Below are 20,070 nucleotides of genomic sequence, written 5' to 3'. Positions count from 1 at the left end.
AGGGGCCGCTGCGCCTGCGGACTGGCAAAGCCAGATCCGCGGCCCCACCTTGAAAATACCCGCCACTGCACTCGGAACATGGAGCAATTTCATGTTGCCGCTTTCATTTGACGCGGCACCAACGCCTCGCGGATCGGCAGGTTCACCAGTGCGGCACCCGCGGCCAGCACGATGTCGATGTACCAGACCCAGTCGTAACTGCCCGTCGCCTGGAACACATAACCGCCGAGGAAGGCGCCGAAGAAGCCGCCGATCTGGTGCGCCAGCATCACGATGCCGAACAGCATGGCCATGTTCGCCGTGCCGAACATCTTGGCCACCAGGCCCGCCGTCGGCGGCACCGTCGAGAGAAAGGTCACGCCCATGACGGCGGCAAACACCAGCATCACGGCTGGTGTTTTCGGCGCCAGCAGAAAGATCAGCACCGCCAGGCCGCGCGTCGCGTACAGCAGCGCCAGCAGCGACTTCATGCGCCAGCGGCCCACGGCCCAGCCCATGGCCAGGCTGCCGACGATGTTGAACAGGCCGATCATGGCCAGCGCCCAGCCGCCGATTTCCGGCGGCAGGCCGCAGGCGGCCACCACACCCGGCAAATGCGTCGCCAGAAAGGCGACGTGGAATCCGCAGACGAAAAAACCCAGGCTCAGGTAACGGTAACTGGGCGTGGCCAGCGCCTGGCGGATGGCCTGGCGGGCGCTCAGCGCTTTCTGGCCGGAGGCTGCCGCGGCCTGCGCCGCCAGGACGTTCGAGTTGCCCTGGAGCACCCACACCGCCGGCAGCGCCAGCAAGATCAGCACACCCAGCCACTGCATCGCGTTGGCCCAGCCAACGGCCGCCGTCAGGCCAATCGCGATGGGCGCCATCGCAAACTGGCCGAAGGAGCCGCCCGCATTGACGATGCCGCTGGCGAAGCCGCGTTTTTCCAGCGGTACCAGGCGTGCGGTTGCCGCCATCAGCACCGACGGACCCGCCATGCCGGCACCACCCGCGGCGAGCACGCCAATGGCAAAAATCAGGCCCGCCGTGCTGGTCATCAGCGGCGTGAGGATGGTGCCCGCGGCCACCAGCAACACCCCCAGGAAAATCACGCGGCCGGTGCCGATGCGGTCGGCCACGGCGCCGGCAAAGGGCTGGGTCAACCCCCACCACAACTGGCCGAAGGCGAAAGCCAGGCTGATGCTGCCTATGCCCAGCGCGGTCGAGGTATTGAGCGCCGACAGAAACAGGCCCATGGTCTGGCGCACACCCATGGTCAGCGCAAAGGTGCCGGCCGCGGCCAGCAGCACCAGCCACAGCGCGACATGCCGCCGGGCAGATGAGGAAGAAGAGGAAGGGGAAGGCTTATTCATCATCGGCTCCAGATCCGGTTTCAATGGGGGAGAGCAGTTCCAGCGACTCATTGATCAGGCCATGCAGCGCCAGCACGCGTTCCGCGCCCAGCAGCTGGTTCAGGCCCTCCTGGGCCACCTTCCAGCGATGGCGGGCCTCCTCGCGTTTGGCTCGGCCGGCCGGCGTGATGGCCACACTGCGGCTGCGCGCATCGGTGCCGGCGGCCAGTTCGATCCAGCCGGCATCGATCAGGGGTTTGAGATTGCGCGTCAGGGTGGAGGCGCTGACCTTCATGCTTTGCGCCAGCTCGCCGGGACGCAGGGGGCCGAGTTTGACGACATGGGACAACAGCGAATACTGTGTGGTCTTCAGGCCCGCCTTCGCCATCTCGAGGTCGTAATACGTGGCAACGCGCCGCATCAGCTGGCGCAGCTTCAGGTTGGTGCAGCCCAGGGCTTTGAGTTCGGCCTGGGTGGCGGCATCGGTTTTTTTGGACATGCGATAATTGTAGCTGCAATTATTGCAGATGCAATCAAAGGAGAAGCAATGACCCCGGAAGAAACATTGGCGTTATGGAATGAAGAACGCAGCGCCGTCGTCGAACGCATGCTGGCCGGTGGCGGCAAACCGGGCCTGACCCACCCGTCCATGGTGGCCGGCAAGACCGGGCTGGAAATCATGCAGGCCATGCTGGCCGGCGAGCTGCCCTTTCCCCACATTGCCGACACGCTGGATTTTTCGCTGGTGGAGGTCGGCCCCGGCAAAGCCGTTTTCCAGGGCACGCCGCAGCTCAAGCATTACAACCCGCTGGGCACGGTGCACGGCGGCTGGTACGCCACGCTGCTGGACTCGGCGCTGGGCTGCGCCGTGCACACCATGATGCCGGCGGGCCGCGCCTACACAACGGCGGAACTCGGTGTCAACATCGTGCGGGCGGCATCGCACAAAACCGGGCCGCTGCGGGCCATCGGCACGGTCATCCACTGCGGCCGGCAAATGGCCACCGCCGAAGCCCGCATCGTCGGGCCGGACGGCAAGCTGTATGCCCACGCCACCACCACCTGCCTGGTGTTCGAGGTGCCGCTGCCAAAAGCAGCCTGACCCCTCGGACGAGAAGGTTTTCCTAGACGGGCTGCCCCGCCGCCCTGGGCTGGGTCCGGACCTGCTCCACACGCCGGTTCACCAGCGCGGCGGCGAGCATCCATTTGGCGCGCGTCAGCCAGCCGAGCGCCAGCTCCGCATGGTCCTTGCTGCTGTAGAAATGCTCGGGGTCGTGCGCCACGCCCCAGTCATGCAGCGGCAGGCTGGCCGGGTCGGAGACGCTGTACTGTGCGTGCGCGGCATGCCGGCCATCCCAGAAATGCAGACCCCGGACGTGGATGCCATAGCCCACCAGGCAGCCGGTCTGGCTCAGCAACTGTGCGGCCTGCGCCTCCAGCAGGGAGTCCGTCACATAGGTGTCGGTCTGTATCCAGCGGCCATCGAGGTACACCTCCGCCACGGCATGGGTGATGGTGCTCTGCGGCACATCGATGATGCCCTTGAGGAACCCGCTGGAGAGGGTCACGAAACGCAGCCGGGCGGGCACGCCGACCGAGCGCAGCATGGCCACCAACAGCGTGCCCTTGGTGTGGCAGTCGCCACGCCCGGCCTTGAGAACGGCCGCCGCCGGCACATGGTCAAAACCGGCCACGCAGCCAAAAGGCAGCGACTTGACGAAGTCATGAAGGGCCACCGCTTTCCGGGTTTCCGTGGTCGCCAGCTGCGTGATGCGCATGGCCTGGATACGGAGTTTGGGATCATCAAGATCGAGCAGGCGGGTGGAGCACAGCCAGTCCTGGGGTTGATCGGTCGGGGAAGACAGGGGCATGTATGGGAGGTGCGATGAATTGCCGGCCATTATGCCGCCCCGGCGACCGTCCATTGCCCGCAGTGGCGCCGGGTGTTCGGGATTGCCGGACAATGCCAACATCTGTTCACAAGGAAGCGAGACACGATGAGACTCCTGCACACCATGCTGCGCGTTGGCAACCTGCAACGCTCGATTGATTTCTACACCCAGGTACTCGGCATGACGCTGCTGCGCACGTCGGAAAATCCGGACTACAAATACAGTCTGGCCTTTGTCGGCTACGAAGGCGGCAACCCGGGCCAGGCCGAGATCGAGCTGACCTGGAACTGGGGCACCGACAGTTACGAGATGGGCACGGCCTACGGCCACATCGCACTGGGCGTGCCCGATGCCTACGCCGCCTGCGAAAAGATCAAGGCAGCCGGCGGCAACGTGACGCGCGAGGCCGGGCCGGTCAAGGGCGGCACCACGGTGATTGCTTTTGTGACTGATCCGGATGGCTACAAGATCGAGTTGATTGAGCGCAAGAACGATACGGGTGGTGCGGGGCTGCGCTGATTGCATTGCATCACTGGTGTCCTGGCACCCCGGACCGGGGATCACCGGCATCACGCTGCGTTTCCGGTTCGCCCGGGACAGTAGACGCAACTCCCCACTCCCACCCCTAACCCCTCCCTCGCCCCGCTGGGCGATGGAGGGGGACTTCATTTGGCCGCGTGTGCTGCGCTCTCGTGCAAACATGACGGACGCTTGACTCCGACATGACGCGCTACGCGCGTTATGTCTCCCCGCATTTGGCGTTTGGTATTTGTCTGCGTTTGCCCACCCGTCGGGCTGGGCCGAGGAGCGCAGCTGAAAGCGGATCAGGGCGAGCGATTGTCTGAGCGAAGCGAGTTCGAGCTCGACCCCGCTTTCGGCGAGCACCGGAGGTTGCCCGCAGCGAAGCGGAGGGACCCAGCCCATCGGGTCGCCTTTCTTTTCCTTAGGTTTCTTTGGCGAAGCAAAGAAAAGTAAGTCGCCCGCCGGGGCGAGTCCCGGCTTGGTGGAAGCTCCAACAATGTTCAAGCTTGCACAGGCTTCAACAAGCTCAGCCCGAACGGCGCGTTACAACGCTATCAATTCAATAGCTATCTCCGCTTCCCGGGCAAGGGCTAGCATCCATTTTTATTCATAACTCCCAATCAGGGCCAAGCACCCGGCCCGCGGAACTGAAACCACACCCAACCCCATCTGCTAGGATGACCTCGCTTATTCAGCAGCAGAAAGTCGCACCCAACCGATGAAGCCGGCCTCCCTGAAAGCGGCGAAATCCACCGCCGCCGATTCCGAAAAAATCCCGCGCAATGCGCGCCAGAGCCGGGAAAGAATCATGGCCGCGATTCGCATCGCGGCGATTGCCGAGTTCAGTGAAAACGGCCTCAAGGGCACCTCGACGCAAGCCATCGCCGCGCGCGCCGGCCTGACCAAGCCGCAGCTGCACTACTACATCAAGGGCAAGGAAGAACTCTACGAAGAACTGCTGATGTCGGTGATCTCCGACTGGAAAGGCATGTTCGACGCCAGCGCGGCCGACCCCGGCAAGGTGCTGGGCGGCTACATCCGCTCGAAAATCCACCTCGCTTTCGACAAGCCCGAGGTCTCGCGCATCTTCACCCGCGAGGTGCTCGACGGCGGCCGCAATCTGGAGAAATTCTGGCCGGACTCGCGCAAACACACACGCGAGAAGGTCAACATCATCAAAGGCTGGATCGCCCGCGGCCTGATGAAACCGGTGGACCCGTACACGCTGCTGATGAGCATCTGGGCCATGACACAGTTTTACGCGGACTCGGCCCTGCAGGTGCAGCAGCTGATCAAACCGGCCCAGGCCGACTGGATGCCAGACCGTGACACCCTGGTGAAGGAACTCACCACGCTCATCCTGCGCGGCTGCGGCATCAAGCCATCCTGACACTTTTCCTGACACCCGGCGGCCCCGCCGGTCTTTGACCTGGCACAAGCTTTGCGTATTCCTGACCAATCGATCAGATTGATTGGTCAAAATTGAATACCTCCCGCCCTTCCCCCCTCCTCCAGCCCACGGCAGTGCACGCAGATGGTGCACACATCACGCCGCCGGTGCACACCCCTTCTCTTCTTGTCCAGCGGGGGCCTGCCGGCCGTACCTGATGCATGTCCTCGTCGTTTATTGCCACCCGGTGGAAACCAGTTTTCATGCCGCGCTGCACAAGGAAGTGGTGGCCAATCTGCTGGCCGCCGGCCACACGGTGGATGACTGCGACCTGTACGCCGAGGGTTTCAACCCGGTGCTCTCGCGCGAGGAGCGCCTGGGCTACCACGACGTGCCGTCCAACCAGTTGCCGCTGGCGGCGCATGTGGACAGGCTGCGCCAGGCCGAGGCCATCGTCTTCTGCTTCCCCACCTGGTGTTTCGGCCTGCCGGCCATGCTCAAGGGTTATTTCGACCGCCTCTTCATGCCCGGCGTAGCCTTCGACCTCAGCGACCCGGCCAATGTCAAACCCATGCTCACCCACATCAAGCGCATCTCGGCCGTGGTCACCTATGGCCGGCCGCGCTGGGTGGCCTGGTACATGGGCGACCCGCCGCGCAAGATGATCACGCGCTACATGCTGCGCCTGACCGGCAACGCAGCGCGCGTGGACTTCCATGCGTACTACCACATGAACGTGGCCACCGAACCGCGCCTGAAGCGTTTCCTGCAGCGGGTCGGCCAGGCCATGGCAAGGTTTGCATGAAAGCGCCCGGGTCCATCGTCAACGCCCGCCTGCCGCGCTGGCTGCTGCCGCCCGCCTGGCCCAAACGCGCAGACGGGCCGGCACTGGCTGAATTGACGCTGGCCGGCGGCCGCATCACCAGCGTCGCCCCCATGACCGACCGGGCAGAAACGCTACCCGACAGCGGACGCTGGGATGTCCAGGGTGCACCAGTACTGCCCGGTCTGGTGGACGCCCACACCCACCTGGACAAAACCTTGACCTTGCCGCGTATCGGTCAAGTAAAACCCGGGCTGCTGGCAGCGATAGACGCAATGATGACGGACCGCGCCGGCTGGACCGAAGACGACGTGCATGCGCGCGCCGGCCGCGCCCTCGACTGGGCGTACCAGGCCGGCTGCGTGCACCTGCGCAGCCATGTCGACTGGTGGGAGGCCGATGGCATCCCGCTGGCCTGGGAGGTGCTGGCCGGACTGGCGGCCGAGTGGCGTGGCCGCATTCACCTGGAGCAGGTCAGCCTGATCAAGCTGCCGCTGTTCGCCGATCTGGCGCAGGCGCGGCGCCTGGCCGCCCGGGTGGCCGCCACTGGAGCGCATGCCGTGCTGGGCGCCTTTGTCCACAGCTCCAACTGGGACGCCGAGGCACTGCGCCATGTTTTCATCGCCGCCGCAGAAACCGGGCTGGACGTGGACCTGCATGTGGACGAAGAACTGAACCCCGAAGCCCGCGGGCTGGCAGCCACGGCAGCCATCGTGCGCGAGACTGGTTTCAGCGGGCGCGTGGTCTGCGGCCACACCTGCGCCCTGGCCGCGCAACCCGACAACGAAGCCCTGGCCACACTGGACGCGGTGGCACAGCTACCCATCACGCTGATCACCTTGCCCATCACCAACCTGCTGCTGCAGGACGCGGCCACCGGCCGCACGCCGCGGCTGCGCGGCCTGACGCTGGTCAAGGAAGCGCGCGAGCGCGGCATTCCGGTGCTGGTGGCCAGCGACAACGTGCAAGACCCGTTTTGCCGCGTCGGCAGTTACGACCCGGTGGAAGCACTGGCCGCGGGTGTGCTCGCCGCGCAACTCGGGGACCCCTTCGATGACTGGTCGGACAGCCTGTGCCGCAGCGACTGGCTGCGCCGCACACCCGACAGCGCGCCCACCCTCGTCGGCGCCGCGGCCGACCTCGTGGTTTTCAGCGACGCCGACGCCTGGGGCTGGCCCTCGCGTGCGTCGCGCCGCGTGGTCCTGCGCAGCGGTGTCCCTCTCTCCCCACTTTCTCCACCTTCCCCATTTTCTCCCCAGCCCGAAAGACTGCACCCATGATTCACGGCTATATCCCGTCCCACCGTTTCCTGCCCTACCTGAGCTGGACCGAAATCAGCGCGCTGCCGGACCGCGAGAACACGGTCATCGTGTTGCCCGTGGGCGCCATCGAGCAGCACGGCCCGCACCTGCCCTGCTCGGTCGACAGCGTGATTTCTTCGGGTGTGCTGGGCAAGGCGCTGGAGCGCCTGCCGTCCGACGTGCGCGCCTTCGGCCTGGCGCCCATCACCTACGGCAAGTCCGACGAGCACCTGCATTTTCCCGGCACCATGACGCTGACCGGTCCGACGCTGCTGGCGACCATCACCGAAATCGGCGAGTCGGTGTACCGAGCCGGCTTTCGCAAGCTGCTGCTGGCCAACGGCCACGGCGGCCAGCCGCAGGTGCTGGAGATGGCGGCGCGCGAACTGCGCCTGCGCCACGGCGACTTCGTCATCGTGCCCTACCATGTGTCGCGCCTGCCCAATTCGTCGGGCAAATACATCTCCGAGCAGGAACGCAAGCTGGCCATGCATGCCGGGCATTCGGAAACCGCACTGATGCTGGCGCTGGCGCCCGACACCGTGCACATGGAGCGCGCGGTCGCCAATTTTCCGCCGCCCTTTCCTTCAAAGATCCTGTCCGGCGATGGCCGGCCAGCCTGTGCCTGGACGGCACGCGACTTCGGCCCCAGCGGCGTGATCGGCGATCCACTGTCCGCCACCCGCGAGCAGGGCGAAGACATTCTCGACACCTTGTCGGCCAGCTGGGTGGAAGCCATCACCGACTTGTTCCACATGCAGTGGGTGGTGCGCGACGTCCCGTCCTGGGGCTACGGCCACCAGCAGGGGCATATCCAGCAAACGCTCTGACACGCCGGCACCAGGCGCACAACTTGCATTGACCCTTCCACGATTTCACTTCCGCTGTTCAACCTTCAACCGTTCTTCGAAAGGCCACCATGAAAACTTCTGTCACGCGCACCCTGCTCGCCGCCTCGCTCGGCATGGCCCTGGCGGCCGGCGCCCAAGCGCAGGCCCAGGAAAAATTCACCTACATGACGAACTGGTATGCGCAGGCCGAGCACGGCGGCTTCTACCAGGCGGTGGCCACCGGCATCTACAAAAAATACGGCCTGGACGTCACCATCAAGATGGGCGGCCCGCAGGTCAACATCATGCAGCTGATGGCCGCCGGCCAGACCGACTGCATCATGGGTTCGAGCGACCTGCAGATGATGATCGCGCGCAGCGGCGGACTGCCCATCGTCACGCTGGCGGCGGTGTTCCAGAAAGACCCGCAGGTGCTGATTGCCCATGAAGACGTCAAAAGCTTCGAGGACATGAAGGGAAAAACCATCCTGATCGCGCCCTCGGCCCAGCGCGGCTACTGGCTCTGGCTCAAGGGCAAGTACGGTTTCCAGGATTCGCAGACGCGTCCTTACACCTTCAACATCCAGCCGTTTGTGGCCGATAAAAACACGGTGCAGCAGGGCTACCTGACCTCCGAGCCCTTCGCCATCCAGAAGGCGGGCGTCAAGGCCAAAACCTTCCTCTTTGCCGACCACGGCTGGCCCACCTACGCCACCACGATTTCCTGCATGGACGACACGGTGAAAAACCGCAGCAAGGCGGCCGCCGCCTTCGTCCGGGGAACCATGGAAGGCTGGAAGAGCTACTTGGCCGACCCGGCGCCGGGCAACGTGCTGATCAAGAAGGACAACCCCAACATGAGCGACGAGCAGCTGGCCTACAGCGTGGCCAAGCTCAAGGAAATGGGCATTGTGACCGGCGGCGGCGCTGGCAAAAACGGCATCGGCAGCATGGACATTGACCGCGTCCGGAAGAACCACGCCTTCCTGCTGGAAAACAAGCTGGTGGATGCCGGCAAGCTCGGGCCGACCCAGGCCTACAACTTCGACTACATCAAGGACCTGAAGGTGATGCCTTGATGCGCGAACCACCCGCTGTCCTGGCCGGCGCCCTGCAGGGCAGCGCAGCGCCGGCCGTCGAGGTGTTGTCGGCGCACAAGACCTACCCGAACGGGACGGTCGCCCTGCAGCCGGTGGAGCTCACGGTGCAGGAGGGCGAGTTCGTCACCCTGCTGGGGCCTTCGGGCTGCGGCAAAAGCACGCTGCTCAAGATGATCGCCGGCTTGCTGGATCCCACCGACGGCCGACTGCTGCTCTGGCGCAAGCCGGTGGCGGCGCTGGAAGAATCGCAGCGCAAGCTGGCCTTTGTGTTCCAGTCCCCCACGCTGATGCCCTGGGCCAGCGTGGCCACTAATGTGCGGTTGCCGCTGGACCTGGCCGGTGTCGCGCGGGCCGAGGCCGAAACGCGTGTCATGGACGCGCTGGCGCTGGTTGGCCTCGCCAAATTTGCCAGCGCATTGCCGCGCAACCTCTCGGGCGGCATGCAGATGCGCGTGTCGATCGCGCGCAGCCTGGTGGTTCAGCCCAACCTGCTGCTGATGGACGAGCCCTTTGGCGCGCTCGACGAGATCACCCGCCACAAGCTTGACGCCGACCTGCTGGCGCTGTGGCGCGAGAAAAAGCTCACGGTGATTTTCGTGACCCATTCCATCCACGAGGCGGTCTTTCTCTCGACACGCGTGGTGATGATGGCCGCACGGCCCGGCCGCATCACCGAAGAGGTGCTGATCGACGAGCCTTACCCGCGCAGCCACGACTTCATGGTCACGCCGCGTTTTGCGGCCTATGCCAAGCGCCTGCAGGACAGCCTGCTGCGCGCCAGCCACGACACCGATGAGGAGAACCGCGCATGACCCGTGTCGCCGCCTTTGCTTCGCCGCGCGTGCAGCGCATTCTCTATCCCGCACTGGTCGCCATCGTGCTGCTGGGCAGCTGGCAGGCGCTGGTCACCGGCTTCAAGCTGCCGCCCTACCTGGTGCCTTCGCCGCTGCTGATGTTCCAGACGCTGGTGACCGACTGGCAGTCGCTGGGCGGCTCGCTGCTGGTGACGCTGAAAATCACGCTGCTCTCCTTCGTCGCGGCCACCGTGGTCGGTGTGCTGATCTCGTTTCTGTTCGTGCAAAGCCGCAAGATCGAAACCGCTTTGTTTCCCTACGCCGTGCTGCTGCAGGTCACACCCATCGTGGCGGTGGCGCCGCTGATCATCATCTGGGTCAAGGATCCAACCGCTTCGCTGGTGATGTGTGCCTCGCTGGTCGCGCTGTTTCCCATCATCTCCAACACCACGCTGGGCCTGCGCAGCATCGACCCCGACCTGCAGAGCTACTTCGCGATGAACCGCGCCAGCCGCCTGCAGACCCTGGTGCGGCTGCGCATTCCGAGCGCCCTGCCCTACTTCTTCGGCGGCCTGCGCATCTCCAGCGGCCTGGCCCTGATTGGCGCAGTGGTCGCAGAATTCGTGGCCGGCACCGGCGGCGCGGCCACCGGCCTGGCCTACCAGATCCTGATGGCCGGCTACCAGCTCAACATCCCGCGCATGTTTGCCGCGCTGCTGCTGATCTCGCTGGCGGGCGTGGGCCTGTTCGCGCTGATGGCCTGGCTGACCAAGCTGGCGCTGGGCTCCTGGCACGCCAGTGAACTCTCGCGCGACTGAGGCCGGCATCTACCAGACGCTACATTTTTAATAGCTGCTTGCGCCCGTCCCATCTGGGCCAGAGGCCAAAAACACTTGAAAGACCCACGGTGAACGCTCCCGCCCATCCCATCGAACAACTCCACGCCGAACTCGCCGACCTGGACTGGGTCACCGACGAAGGCCGCATCACGCGCCTGTCCCAGGACTTCTCCTGGTTCAGCCCGGTGCTCAAGCGCCAGCTCGAAGGCAAACGCGCCGCCGCCGTGGTGCGCCCGCGCAACGAGGACGAAATCCGCCGCCTGGTCAGCCTGTGCGCTCGCCTGCGTGTACCCATCACCGTGCGTGGCAGCGGCACCGGCAACTATGGCCAGGCCGTGCCGCTGCAGGGCGGCGTGGTGCTGGACATGAGCGGCTACAACGCCTTTCTCTGGGTGCGCGGCGGCACGGGCCGCGCCCAGGCCGGCATACGCCTCGGCGATTTCGACAAGGCCGCCAAACCGCATGGCCAGGAGTTGCGCTGCATCCCCTCCACCTTCCGCAGCGCCACGCTGGGCGGACTGTTCGGCGGCGGCTTCGGCGGCGTCGGCTCCATCAACTACGGACCGCTCGCCGCGCGCGGCAACATCCTGGGCGTGCGCGCCATCACCATCGAGGAGGAGCCGCAGTTCATCGAGCTGTGCGGCCCCGAAGCGCTGCTGATGCACCACATGTGGGGCACCAACGGCCTGGTGCTGGAAGTCGAGGTCGGACTGGCGCCGGTGCACGACTGGATGGAGAACATCGTCACCTTCGGCAGTTTCGACGAGGCGCTGGAGTTCGGCGACGCCGTCGCACGCGCGCCTGGCATCGTCAAGAAGGAAGTCTGCCTGCTGGCCGCGCCCATTCCGGACTACATGAAGCAGCTGGCCAACTACCTGCCGGCTGGTTGCCACGCCGTGATCGTGGCCGCCGCATCCAGCAGCGAGGTGCCGCTGCTGGAACTGGTGGCCCAGTACCAGGGAACGGTCACCTACCGCAAGACGGCCGAAGAAATTGCCGCCAGCAACCGCACGCTGCTGGAATACACCTGGAACCACACCACGCTCAATGCGCTGAAGGTGGACAAGGGCATCACCTATTTGCAAAGCGCCTTTGTCGCGGGCCAGCATGTCGAGCAGGTCAAACGCATGGAAAAGTTATTGGGCGGCGAGGTGCTGATGCACACCGAATTCATACGCAACATGGACGGCCTGCTGACCTGCACGGCGCTGCAGCTCGTGAAGTTCACGACCGAGGAGCGCCTGCAGGAAATCATGCAGATCCACCGCGACAACGGCGTGCGCATCAACGACCCGCATGTGTTCATCGTCGAAGACGGCAAGGCCGGTGGCGAGCTGTCGCCCGCCGTGCTCGACATCAAGCGCCGTTTCGACCCCTTGAACCTGCTCAACCCCGGCAAGGTGCGCGCCTGGATGGACGCATGAGCCCGGGCGCGGGCATGGGCCGGCCCATGGCCAACTACGCGGCCGCGCGGCGCGCCGGCGATTTCGTTTTTGTCAGCGGCGTGGTTGCGGTCGATCCGGCGCGCCAGGCCGTGGTGCAGGCTTATGACGACTTGCCGCCCGAGGCTGTGCAAGCCCTGCGCAGCCTGGGTTATGTCACCGGCCAGATGACGGTGGACATCTATGAAGCCCCGGCTGTCGCGCAGAGCTGGTTCGTGCTCGAACGCATACGCCAGCTGGCCGTCGAACACGGCGGCAGCATGGCCGACGTGGTCAAGCTGGTGCAGTACTTCCGCGACCTGCGCCACTACCCCTTTTACAACCGCGTGCGCGGCCTGTTTTACCCCGGCGAGCCGCCGGCCAGCACGGTGGTCGAGGTGTCGCGTTTCATGCCCGGCGACGGCGCGCTGATTGAGGTGGAGGCCACGATTTATTTGCCCCGATAAGCCCTGGCGCGGCATGAAATTTGCGTCTTGATTTTCAGAGTAGAAGCAGGCAACGGTCCAGGTACCGCGGGTCATTGCTCTGGCGGCGGGAACCCTCCCGACGTGCGCCATGGTGGCGCTTTGTGTTGATCAACATAACCGGAGAAACCTCAATGTCATTCCCCACACTCGTTCGCAAGATGTTGCCGGCGCTCGCGCTGGCCGCCACGGCCAGCCTGGCCCAAGCGCAGGACAAGGTCACCTTCCTCACCTCCTGGTACGCGCAGGCCGAGCACGGCGGCTACTACCAGGCGATTGCCACCGGCATCTACAAAAAATACGGCCTCGACGTCACCATCAAGATGGGCGGCCCGCAGGTCAACGCGATCCAGATCATCGCCGCCGGCCAGGCCGACTTCATCATGGGCAAGGACTTCCAGACCCTGTCGGCCATCGAGAATGGCGTGCCCCTGACCACGGTCGCGGCCGTGTTCCAGATGGAGCCGCAGGGCATGGTCACGCATCCTGACGTGAACAGCCTGGCCGACCTCAAGGGCAAGACCATCCTGCTGGCCACCAGCGGCCGCACCAGCTGGTGGCCCTGGCTGAAGATCAAGCACGGCCTGAAGGACGACCAGACCCGTCCCTACAGCTTCAGCATGGCCCCCTTTTTCGCCGACAAGAACGTGGCGCAGCAAGGCTACCCCGGCTCCGAGCCCTTCCTCGCCGAGAAGGCCGGCCAGAAAATCAAGTTCTTCCTGTTCGCCAATGAAGGCTACCCGCCCTACGGCAACACCATCGTCACGACGCGGCAGATGGTCAAGGACAAGCCCGAGCTGGTGCAGCGTTTCGTCAAGGCCACGCTGGAAGGATGGAAAAGCTACCTGGACAACCCGGCACCGGGCAACGCCCTGATCAAGCAGGACAACCCCAAAATGGAGGACGAGCTGATCGCCTACTCGGTCAAGACCATGAAGGAGATGAAGTTCCTCGACGGCGGCGATGCGGCCAAAGCGGGCGCCGGCGTGATGACCGACGCGCGCTGGAAACAGACCTACGAACTGATGGTCACCAGCGGCCAGCTCAAGCCGAATCCGAACTGGCAGCAGGCCTACACGCTGCAGTTCCTCAAGGACCTGAAGAAGTAAGGGACAACCAGCCATGCTCGTCACCCAACAACCGGTCTTGCGGCGCTTCTGGTACGCCGTCATGCCGATGGACAAACTCGCCGCCGGCCCCCAGCCCTTCACCCTGCTCGGTGAACACATCGTGCTATGGAAAAAGTCCGACGGCACGCCCGCCGCCGTGCGCGACCGCTGCTGCCACCGCACCGCCAAACTGTCCAAGGGTTTTGTCGAGGGCGACCACATCGTCTGCGGCTACCACGGCTGGACCTACGACTGCAGTGGCGCCTGCGTGAAAATCCCGCAGGCGCCCGACCTGCAGATCCCGGCCGGCGCGCGCGTGCCTGCCTTCCACTGCCAGGAAAAATTCGGCTACGCCTGGGTCGCGCTGGACGACCCGCTGTTGCCCTTGCCGGACGCCGAGGAAGAGGCGCTGGGCTACCGCCGCATCCACCAGTTCGACGAAGCCTGGGCCACCGGCGCGCTGCGGCTGATGGAGAACTCCTTCGACTCGGCGCACTTCGCCTTCGTCCACGCCGGCACCTTCGGCCAGGGCGGCCAGCCCAAGCCGGAGCAATTCGCGCTGGACGAAACCGACTACGGCTTCGAGGCCAGCATGGTCATCAGCATCAACAACCCGCCGCAGTCGCACCGCATCACCGGCACGACCGAGCCGACGACGAAGCGCCAGTTCTCCAACCAGTGGCACATGCCCTTCCTGCGCAAGCTGGGCCTGGTCTATCCCAGCGGCATCAAACACACCATTTTCACCTGCGCCACGCCCATCGACGACCACCGCGTGCAGTTGATCCAGTGGCTGTACCGCAACGACAGCGAAGCGGACTGCCCGGCCGAGCTGCTCAACGAATGGGACACCAAAGTGGTGCTGGAAGACAAGGTCATCCTGGAGTCGGTGGACGCCGACGCGCCGGTAGACGTGGCCCGCCGCGACGAGCAGAGCATGGCCAGCGACCGGCCGGGCATGCTGATGCGCAAGCGCCTGCTGCAGCTGCTGCAAGAGCACGGCGAGACCGAGAAATTCGGCTGGACGCGTATCCACCCAGTCCAGAAGGAGGCTGCTCATGCTGACCACTAAACAGAAGGTGCTGCGCCGCTTCTGGTACGCGCTGATGCCTATGACGACACTCGACGCCGGCCCCCAGCCCTTCACCCTGATGGGCGAAGACATCGTGCTGTGGAAACAGGCCGACGGCACACCGGCCGCGGTGCGCGACCGCTGCTGCCACCGCACCGCCAAACTGTCCAAAGGCACGGTCGAAAACGGCAACATCGTTTGTGGCTACCACGGCTGGACCTATGACTGCACCGGCAGCTGCGTGCGGATTCCGCAAAACCCCGACATGTTGATTCCGGCGGGTGCCAAAGTGCCGGCCTACCGCGCCCAGGAAAAATACGGCTACGTCTGGGTCGCGCTGGAGGACCCGCTCAAGCCGATTCCGCATTTCCCCGAGGACGGTGCGCCCGGTTACCGCCGGATTTTCCAGTTCTACGAAGAATGGAAAACCAGCCCCCTGCGCATGATGGAAAACTCCTTCGACAACTCGCATTTTTCCTATGTGCACAAGGCCAACTTCGGCATCCTCGAGCAGCCCAAGCCAGCGCCCTACATCTTCCGCGAAACCGATTACGGGTTTGAAGCCGAGACCCATGTGCCGATCCGCAACCCGGAAGCCGGCCACCGCGTGACTGGCACGACCGAACCCATCACCGAGCGCCACCTGATCAACCGCTACTACCTGCCGTTTGCGCGGCGCTTCGGTTGCACCTACCCGGCCAGCGGCGTCGACCACATCATCTATAACTGCGCCACGCCGATCGACGACGAACGCATGATGCTGGTGCAGTGGCTGTACCGCAACGACAGCGAGGAAAGCTGCCCGACGCAAAAGCTGATTGACTGGGACGCCGCCATCACCGCCGAAGACCGCGACATCCTGGAAGCCACCGATGCCGACGCCTGCGTGGACACGACACGCAAGGTGGAGTTTCACATGCCCTCGGACAAACCCGGCCTGGTGATACGCAGGCAGCTGCTGGACCTGCTGCGCGCGCACGGCGAGGAGGAAATCCACCGCGGCTCGCCCTCCCTGCAGAAAAAGCGCATCCCGATCGCGGTTCATGGCAGACCGGCGGCATGAATGTCCTGATCCGCAACGCCGCGGCCATCCTGACCGGGCGGCCCGGCAGCGCCGCGCGGCACGCCGGGCCGGACATCCGCGTGCTGGGCGGCAAGATCGCCGCCATGGGCAAGCTCACACCCGGGCCGGGCGAGCGCCAGATCGACGCCGGCGGCTGCGTGGTCTACCCGGCCTGGGTCAACACCCACCACCACCTGTTCCAGTCGCTGCTCAAGGGCGACCCGCTGGGCATCAACGCCACGCTGACGCCCTGGCTCGCGGCCACGCCGATGCGGCTGCGCCCGGCCATGGACGAAGGCATGTTCCGGCTGGCGGCGCGCATCGGCCTGGTCGAGCTTGCGCTGTCGGGCTGCGCCACCGTGGCCGATCACAACTACCACTACTGGCCGGGTATGCCTTACGACGGCTCGGCCATCCTGTTCGAAGAAGCCGCGGCGCTGGGCCTGCGGTTTGTGCTCTGCCGCGGCGGCGGCACCTTGTCGCGCCAGAAGGAAGGTGAGCTGCCGCCCGCCTCGCGGCCGGAAACCCTGGACGGCTACCTCGCCGACATCGAACGCCTGGCCGCGCGTTTTCACGACAGCGCGCCCGATGCCATGCAGCGCATCGTGGTGGCGCCGACCACGCCGCCGCACTCGATGCGTCCGCAGGAACTGCGCGAATGCGCCGACGTCGCACGCCGCCTCGGCCTGCACCTGCATTCGCATTTGTCAGAAACCGTGCATTACCAGGACAGCGTGTTTGCGCAGCACGGCATGAAGCCGGTGCAGTTCTGCGAAAGCGTGGGCTGGCTGGGGAGCGACGTCTGGTTCGCTCACCTGGTCAAGCTCGATGCCGACGAAATCGCGCTGCTGGGCGCGACCGGCACCGGCATTTCGCACTGCCCGCAAAGCAACGGACGACTGGGCAGCGGCATCGCGCCGGTGCGCGAACTTGAAGCCGCCGGCGCTGCGGTGTCCATCGGTGTGGACGGTGCGGCGTCCAACGAAGCCGCGGACATGTTGTCGGAAACCCATGCGGCCTGGCTGATGCAGCGCGCCAAAGCCGGTGAAGCCACCGTGCCGGTGTGTCGCGGCGGCCAGGGCGAAGCCGAAGCAGCGGCCAGCGCGACGGTCGAAGACGTGGTGCGCTGGGGCACGGCCGGTGGCGCCAAAGTGCTGGGCCTGCCCGGCATCGGCACGCTGGCGCCCGGCCAGGCGGCGGACATCGCGATTTACGCGCTGGACCGCGACCCGCGTTATTTCGGTCTGCACGACCCGGCCATTGGCCCGGTGGCCAGCGGCGGTGCGGCGCACCTGAAGGCGCTGCTGCGGGGCGGACAGGAGATCGTGCGCGAGGGTGCCATTCCCGGCCTGGATCTGGCCGAACTGGGCCAGCAGGCCCGCGCGGCAGTGGCCAAGCTCACCGGCGCGTCAGCGGGCGGCTAGCAGGCCACAAAAACACTCTTCTTTTGATAGCATTTTGCGCCCGTCAAACAAGGGCTGCAGGCCGATTTGATGATGGAACTGACCCTAAACCAGCGGCCGCGGCAACTCGCTGGCGTGCCGGGCCAGCTCGGTCACCCGGCTCCAATCGCCGCGTGCCAGCGCATCGGCCGGCACCAGCCAGGAGCCGCCGACACACACCACGTTGGGCAGTGCCAGAAAATCGGCTGCGTTGGCTGCCGTGATGCCGCCGGTGGGGCAGAACGTCACGTCGCCAAACGGTCCGTTCCAGGCCTTGAGCATGGCCAGCCCACCCGCCTGCAGGGCCGGGAAAAACTTGAGTTCGGTGAACCCGTCTTCCTGCGCCGCCATGATTTCACTGGCCGTGGCCACGCCGGGCAACAGCGGCAGGTGCGCATCGCGGCAGGCCGCGCCGACGGCGTGGGTGTAACCCGGGCTGACGATGAAACGCGCGCCGGCCATCGCGCAGGCCTGCACGTCGGCGGCGCTGCGCGCGGTCCCCGCGCCGACCACCGCCTCGGGCACGTCACGCGCAATCGCCTCGATGCAGGCCAGCGCCTGCGGCGTGCGCAGGGTCACTTCCAGCATGCGTATCCCGCCGGCCACCAGCGCACGCGCCAGCGGAACGGCATGCGCCACATCGGTCAACACAATCACCGGAATCACCGCCGCATCCTGCATCACCTGCAGGGCCGTCAGCGGTCCCTGGATATCGATACTCACATCCACGATAACGCTCCTTCTTCGGCCGTCAGCGCGTGCCGGCGCATGCCGGCAAACAGTTCGCGCCCCAGCCCCTGACCATTGGCATCACGCAGCGCCTGCGGCATGACCGCGGTCGGCCGCGCCGCCCACTCGTCGGCCGCAACCCTGACCTCCAGCGTGCCGGCGAGTGCGTCCACCCGCACGATGTCGCCATCACGCACTTTCGCCAGCGGGCCGCCGGCCGCCGCTTCCGGCGACACATGGATGGCCGCCGGCACCTTGCCCGAAGCGCCGCTCATGCGCCCGTCGGTCACCAGCGCCACCTTGAAACCCTTGCCCTGCAACACCGCCAGCGGCGGCGTGAGTTTGTGCAGCTCGGGCATGCCGTTGGCCTGCGGGCCCTGCCAGCGCACCACACAGACCACGTCGCGCTCCAGTTCACCGGCACGGAAAGCCACATGCAGGTCTTCCTGCGAATCAAACACGCGTGCAGGCGCCTCGATGACATGGCGGTCGTCGGGCACGGCCGAAACCTTGATCACGCTGCGCCCCAGGTTGCCCTGCAGCAGCTTGAGGCCGCCGGTGGCGCTGAAAGGCGCGCTGGCCGGCCGCACGATGGCCTCGTCTTTCGTCGCACCCATCTCGTGCCAGGCCAGCTTGCCGTCCACCATGGCCGGCTCACGTGTGTATTCGCGGATGCCGCCCTCACGCACAGTGAGCACGTCCTCGTGCATGAAGCCGGCGTCGAGCAGTTCACGGATCACGAAACCCGTGCCGCCGGCTGCCTGGAACTGGTTCACGTCGGCACTGCCGTTGGGATAGACATGGGTCAGCAGCGGCACCACCGCGGACAAGGCAGAAAAATCGTCCCAGTCGATCAGGATGCCGGCCGAACGCGCCACGGCCACCCAGTGGATCAGGTGGTTGGTGGAGCCGCCGGTGGCCAGCAGCGCAACCATCGCATTGACGATGGCCTTTTCGTCGACGATTTTCCCGATCGGTGAAAACCGTTTCGACGATTTGACGATGCCCAGCACCGTGCGTGCCGCTTCGCGCGTGAGTTCGTCGCGCAGGTCGCCGCCGGGGTTCACAAACGCGGTGCCGGGCACGTGCAGGCCCATGGCTTCGAGCAGCATCTGGTTGCTGTTGGCCGTGCCGTAAAAGGTGCAGGTGCCGGGGCTGTGGTAACTCTTGAGTTCGGCCTCGAGCAATTCCGCGCGGCCGACCAGGCCCTGCGCGGCCTGCTCGCGCACGCGGGCTTTTTCCTTGTTGGGCAGGCCGGACGGCATGGGGCCGGCCGGCACAAACACCATGGGCAGGTGGCCGAAATGCAGCGCGCCTATCAGCAGGCCCGGCACGATCTTGTCGCACACACCGAGCATCAGCGCGGCGTCGAACATGTCATGACTCAGGGACACGGCCGTCGCCATGGCAATCACGTCGCGGCTGAACAGGCTGAGCTCCATGCCCGGCGTGCCCTGCGTGACACCGTCGCACATGGCCGGCACACCGCCGGCGACCTGGGCGGTGGCACCGTGCAAGCGCGCCTCCCACTTGATCAGGTCCGGATAGGGCTGCAGCGGCGTGTGCGCCGACAGCATGTCGTTGTAGGCGGTCACGATGCCGATGTTGGGTGCGCGCTGTGTGACCACCTTGAACCGGTCATCCAGCGGCATGCCGGCCACCGCGTGCGCGATGTTGCCGCAACCCATGCGATCAACGCTGATGGCCCGTGTGGCCGCGCCGTCCAGGCGCTGGAGGTAGGCGCTGCGCGTCGCACGGCTGCGCTCGCGGATGCGCGCGGTGACGTCGGCGACGGTGGAATGAAGGGTCATGGGGTGCGGGCCAAACAGGTGGCTGAAGATGAGTCGGTAACTTTATTACGTTGCTCATCGTACTTGTTTACTCCTCCGTTGGAAAGGCGCGGGTTACAGACCAGGCACCGCGCAAGGAC

General features: G+C 65.5%; 20 protein-coding genes. 15 read left to right on the top strand and 5 right to left on the bottom strand.

Annotated elements, in window-relative coordinates:
• Nucleotides 1–89 precede the first annotated feature (89 nt).
• Nucleotides 90–1,349, bottom strand: coding sequence for an MFS transporter (locus B7G52_RS18715; RefSeq protein WP_096699041.1), 1,260 nt, complete (start codon nt 1,347–1,349; stop codon nt 90–92).
• Nucleotides 1,342–1,827 carry a MarR family winged helix-turn-helix transcriptional regulator gene (locus tag B7G52_RS18710; protein ID WP_096699040.1) on the bottom strand — a complete coding sequence of 162 codons (486 nt, stop codon included), beginning with the start codon at nt 1,825–1,827 and terminating at the stop codon, nt 1,342–1,344. Before B7G52_RS18710 ends, B7G52_RS18715 begins: the two co-directional genes overlap by 8 nt.
• Before the next feature lie 48 nt (nt 1,828–1,875).
• Between B7G52_RS18710 and B7G52_RS18705 the strand changes: the two genes are divergently transcribed.
• The gene (locus tag B7G52_RS18705; protein ID WP_096699039.1) at nt 1,876–2,430 is read left to right on the top strand and encodes a PaaI family thioesterase; all 555 of its coding nucleotides are present in this window, start codon (nt 1,876–1,878) and stop codon (nt 2,428–2,430) included.
• A gap of 22 nt (nt 2,431–2,452) precedes the next feature.
• Here the strand turns inward: B7G52_RS18705 and B7G52_RS18700 are convergent, their stop codons facing one another.
• Nucleotides 2,453–3,199, bottom strand: a complete 747-nt coding sequence (locus B7G52_RS18700; RefSeq protein ID WP_170954808.1) for a transglutaminase family protein — start codon at nt 3,197–3,199, stop codon at nt 2,453–2,455.
• 126 nt (nt 3,200–3,325) lie between these two features.
• Between B7G52_RS18700 and gloA the strand changes: the two genes are divergently transcribed.
• From gloA to B7G52_RS18625, 14 genes are all read left to right on the top strand, one after another.
• Nucleotides 3,326–3,739, top strand: a complete 414-nt coding sequence (gene gloA / locus B7G52_RS18695) for a lactoylglutathione lyase (RefSeq protein ID WP_096699037.1) — start codon at nt 3,326–3,328, stop codon at nt 3,737–3,739.
• Nucleotides 3,740–4,460: 721 nt separating this feature from the next.
• Nucleotides 4,461–5,132, top strand: a complete 672-nt coding sequence (locus tag B7G52_RS18685; RefSeq protein WP_096699036.1) for a TetR/AcrR family transcriptional regulator — start codon at nt 4,461–4,463, stop codon at nt 5,130–5,132.
• 217 nt (nt 5,133–5,349) lie between these two features.
• Nucleotides 5,350–5,937 (top strand): NAD(P)H-dependent oxidoreductase, encoded by a 588-nt coding sequence (locus B7G52_RS18680; RefSeq protein WP_096699035.1) that lies wholly within the window; start codon nt 5,350–5,352, stop codon nt 5,935–5,937.
• The gene (locus tag B7G52_RS18675; RefSeq protein WP_096699034.1) at nt 5,934–7,235 is read left to right on the top strand and encodes an amidohydrolase family protein; all 1,302 of its coding nucleotides are present in this window, start codon (nt 5,934–5,936) and stop codon (nt 7,233–7,235) included. Before B7G52_RS18680 ends, B7G52_RS18675 begins: the two co-directional genes overlap by 4 nt.
• Nucleotides 7,232–8,086, top strand: coding sequence for a creatininase family protein (locus tag B7G52_RS18670; RefSeq protein WP_096699033.1), 855 nt, complete (start codon nt 7,232–7,234; stop codon nt 8,084–8,086). The genes B7G52_RS18675 and B7G52_RS18670 overlap by 4 nt, the downstream gene beginning before the upstream one ends.
• Before the next feature lie 89 nt (nt 8,087–8,175).
• Nucleotides 8,176–9,165 (top strand): ABC transporter substrate-binding protein, encoded by a 990-nt coding sequence (locus tag B7G52_RS18665; protein ID WP_096699032.1) that lies wholly within the window; start codon nt 8,176–8,178, stop codon nt 9,163–9,165.
• Nucleotides 9,165–9,998 carry an ABC transporter ATP-binding protein gene (locus B7G52_RS18660; protein WP_096699031.1) on the top strand — a complete coding sequence of 278 codons (834 nt, stop codon included), beginning with the start codon at nt 9,165–9,167 and terminating at the stop codon, nt 9,996–9,998. Before B7G52_RS18665 ends, B7G52_RS18660 begins: the two co-directional genes overlap by 1 nt.
• Nucleotides 9,995–10,798, top strand: a complete 804-nt coding sequence (locus tag B7G52_RS18655) for an ABC transporter permease (protein ID WP_096699030.1) — start codon at nt 9,995–9,997, stop codon at nt 10,796–10,798. The genes B7G52_RS18660 and B7G52_RS18655 overlap by 4 nt, the downstream gene beginning before the upstream one ends.
• A gap of 89 nt (nt 10,799–10,887) precedes the next feature.
• A complete protein-coding gene (locus B7G52_RS18650; protein ID WP_096699029.1) occupies nt 10,888–12,243 on the top strand; it encodes an FAD-binding oxidoreductase in 1,356 nt (451 codons plus the stop codon).
• Nucleotides 12,240–12,707 carry a RidA family protein gene (locus tag B7G52_RS18645; protein WP_096699028.1) on the top strand — a complete coding sequence of 156 codons (468 nt, stop codon included), beginning with the start codon at nt 12,240–12,242 and terminating at the stop codon, nt 12,705–12,707. The genes B7G52_RS18650 and B7G52_RS18645 overlap by 4 nt, the downstream gene beginning before the upstream one ends.
• A gap of 152 nt (nt 12,708–12,859) precedes the next feature.
• Entirely contained in the window at nt 12,860–13,834 is a 975-nt protein-coding gene (locus tag B7G52_RS18640; RefSeq protein ID WP_096699027.1) for an ABC transporter substrate-binding protein, read from the top strand.
• Between the two features lie 13 nt (nt 13,835–13,847).
• Entirely contained in the window at nt 13,848–14,906 is a 1,059-nt protein-coding gene (locus B7G52_RS18635; protein WP_096699026.1) for a Rieske 2Fe-2S domain-containing protein, read from the top strand.
• Nucleotides 14,893–15,969: an aromatic ring-hydroxylating dioxygenase subunit alpha gene (locus tag B7G52_RS18630; RefSeq protein ID WP_096699025.1), complete on the top strand. Its 1,077-nt coding sequence runs from the start codon at nt 14,893–14,895 to the stop codon at nt 15,967–15,969. The genes B7G52_RS18635 and B7G52_RS18630 overlap by 14 nt, the downstream gene beginning before the upstream one ends.
• A complete protein-coding gene (locus B7G52_RS18625) occupies nt 15,966–17,393 on the top strand; it encodes an amidohydrolase family protein (protein ID WP_096699024.1) in 1,428 nt (475 codons plus the stop codon). Before B7G52_RS18630 ends, B7G52_RS18625 begins: the two co-directional genes overlap by 4 nt.
• A gap of 84 nt (nt 17,394–17,477) precedes the next feature.
• Here B7G52_RS18625 and eda read toward each other — a convergent pair whose 3' ends face one another.
• Nucleotides 17,478–18,092, bottom strand: coding sequence for a bifunctional 4-hydroxy-2-oxoglutarate aldolase/2-dehydro-3-deoxy-phosphogluconate aldolase (eda, locus tag B7G52_RS18620; RefSeq protein WP_170954809.1), 615 nt, complete (start codon nt 18,090–18,092; stop codon nt 17,478–17,480).
• 38 nt (nt 18,093–18,130) lie between these two features.
• The gene (gene edd / locus B7G52_RS18615; RefSeq protein ID WP_096699023.1) at nt 18,131–19,951 is read right to left on the bottom strand and encodes a phosphogluconate dehydratase; all 1,821 of its coding nucleotides are present in this window, start codon (nt 19,949–19,951) and stop codon (nt 18,131–18,133) included.
• Between the last annotated feature and the right edge of the window lie 119 nt (nt 19,952–20,070).

Source organism: Polaromonas sp. AER18D-145 (assembly GCF_002379095.1).
Classification (GTDB): domain Bacteria; phylum Pseudomonadota; class Gammaproteobacteria; order Burkholderiales; family Burkholderiaceae_C; genus Polaromonas.
Note: the sequence above shows the minus strand (reverse complement) of the source record. Positions and strands in the feature narration are given on the sequence as shown.